Genomic DNA, 1,324 nt, shown 5'->3' with positions numbered 1-1,324 from the left:
CAAGCATCGTCAACGATATGCCCGCCGCTGATGAATCCGATGAAGGTCGCATTGGTTCCGCGCGACACCAAATACAGCTGAATGGCATATGATGCCATTGACGCCGAGATTGACGAGCGCCGCCACAACATGCACACCCTGTCCGGCAATTGGCGCGGACGGTACGAATGTCACGTCGCCAATGCCGGGGACCGGCTGGTGATCTGGTCGTCGAACGATTCGGTCGCGTTCTTCGAACGTACCGGCATGGCGGAAGGCACTACTCGAGCTGTTCGGAGAGCTCCATCCACTCCGTTTCAAGGGATTCGGATTCATCCGCAACGGATTGCAGCTGCTCGTTGAGCTTGTTCAGACCTTCATAGTCGCTCGGGTCGTGCGACGCCATCTGATGTTCCAGATCGGCCTTCTGCTCTTCGAGCTTGGACAGCTTACGCTCGATCGCGGCGACGCGCTTGGACGCCTCGTGGAACGCCTTGCCGGTGAGCTTCGGCGCGGACTTGGCCGATTCGCCAGAGGAAGCCGCGGAGCCTGCGGCAACCGAACCGGCATTCGCCGCGGAACCGTCGGCATCGCCGCTCTTGCGTCCCTTGCCCGTCTTGCCGGACTTCTCGTCCGCGAACGGATCCTTGCCGTTCTTGATTGCCTCCGTCATATCAAGGTAATCCTGCACGCCGCCGGGCAGGTGACGGATCTTGCCGCCGATCAGCGCGAACTGCTCGTCGGTGACGCGTTCGAGCAGATACCGGTCGTGCGAAACGACGATCAGCGTGCCCGGCCAGGTGTCGAGCAGATCCTCCATCACGGCGAGCATGTCGGTGTCGAGATCGTTGCCCGGCTCGTCCATGATGAGCACGTTCGGCTCGTCGAGCAGGATGAGCAGCAGCTGCATGCGGCGCTTCTGACCGCCCGAAAGGTCCTTGATGGGCGTCATGAGCTGCGCGGATTCGAAGCCGAGACGTTCCATCATCTGCCCCGGCGTGGTCTCCTTGCCGTCCACGATGTAGCTCGGCTTGTAGCGGCTCAGCACTTCCTTGATCTTGTACTTGCCCAGCTTCTCCAGCTCGTCGAGGCGCTGCGACAGCACGGCGAACTTCACGGTTTTGCCGATGTTCACATGGCCCGCGGTCGGGGTGATCGTGCCGTCGAGAATCTTGAGCAGCGTCGATTTGCCGGCGCCGTTCGCGCCGACGATACCGATGCGGTCGCCCGGACCGATCAGCCACGTCACATCGTCGAGGATCTTGCGGCCGGTGACGGTGACCGTCTTCGCCGCGGAGGTCACCTCGTCGGCACCGCTCTCCGCCTCGGGTTGCGGCTGCCCGGC

General features: G+C 62.5%; 2 protein-coding genes. One reads left to right on the top strand and one right to left on the bottom strand.

The genetic code is table 11. The annotated features are described in order from the left end of the window. Positions 1-81: 81 nt before the first annotated feature. The gene (locus B2994_RS06725; RefSeq protein ID WP_349675661.1) at positions 82-342 is read left to right on the top strand and encodes a type II toxin-antitoxin system YafQ family toxin; all 261 of its coding nucleotides are present in this window, start codon (positions 82-84) and stop codon (positions 340-342) included. Here the strand turns inward: B2994_RS06725 and B2994_RS06720 are convergent. Further along, the coding region (locus tag B2994_RS06720) for an ATP-binding cassette domain-containing protein (protein WP_291527597.1) at positions 260-1,324 on the bottom strand (1,065 nt) is incomplete at its 5' end. The genes B2994_RS06725 and B2994_RS06720 overlap by 83 nt on opposite strands.

Origin of the sequence: Bifidobacterium sp. UBA744 (assembly GCA_002298605.1) — a bacterium.
GTDB lineage: Bacteria > Actinomycetota > Actinomycetes > Actinomycetales > Bifidobacteriaceae > Bifidobacterium.
Note: the sequence above shows the minus strand (reverse complement) of the source record. Positions and strands in the feature narration are given on the sequence as shown.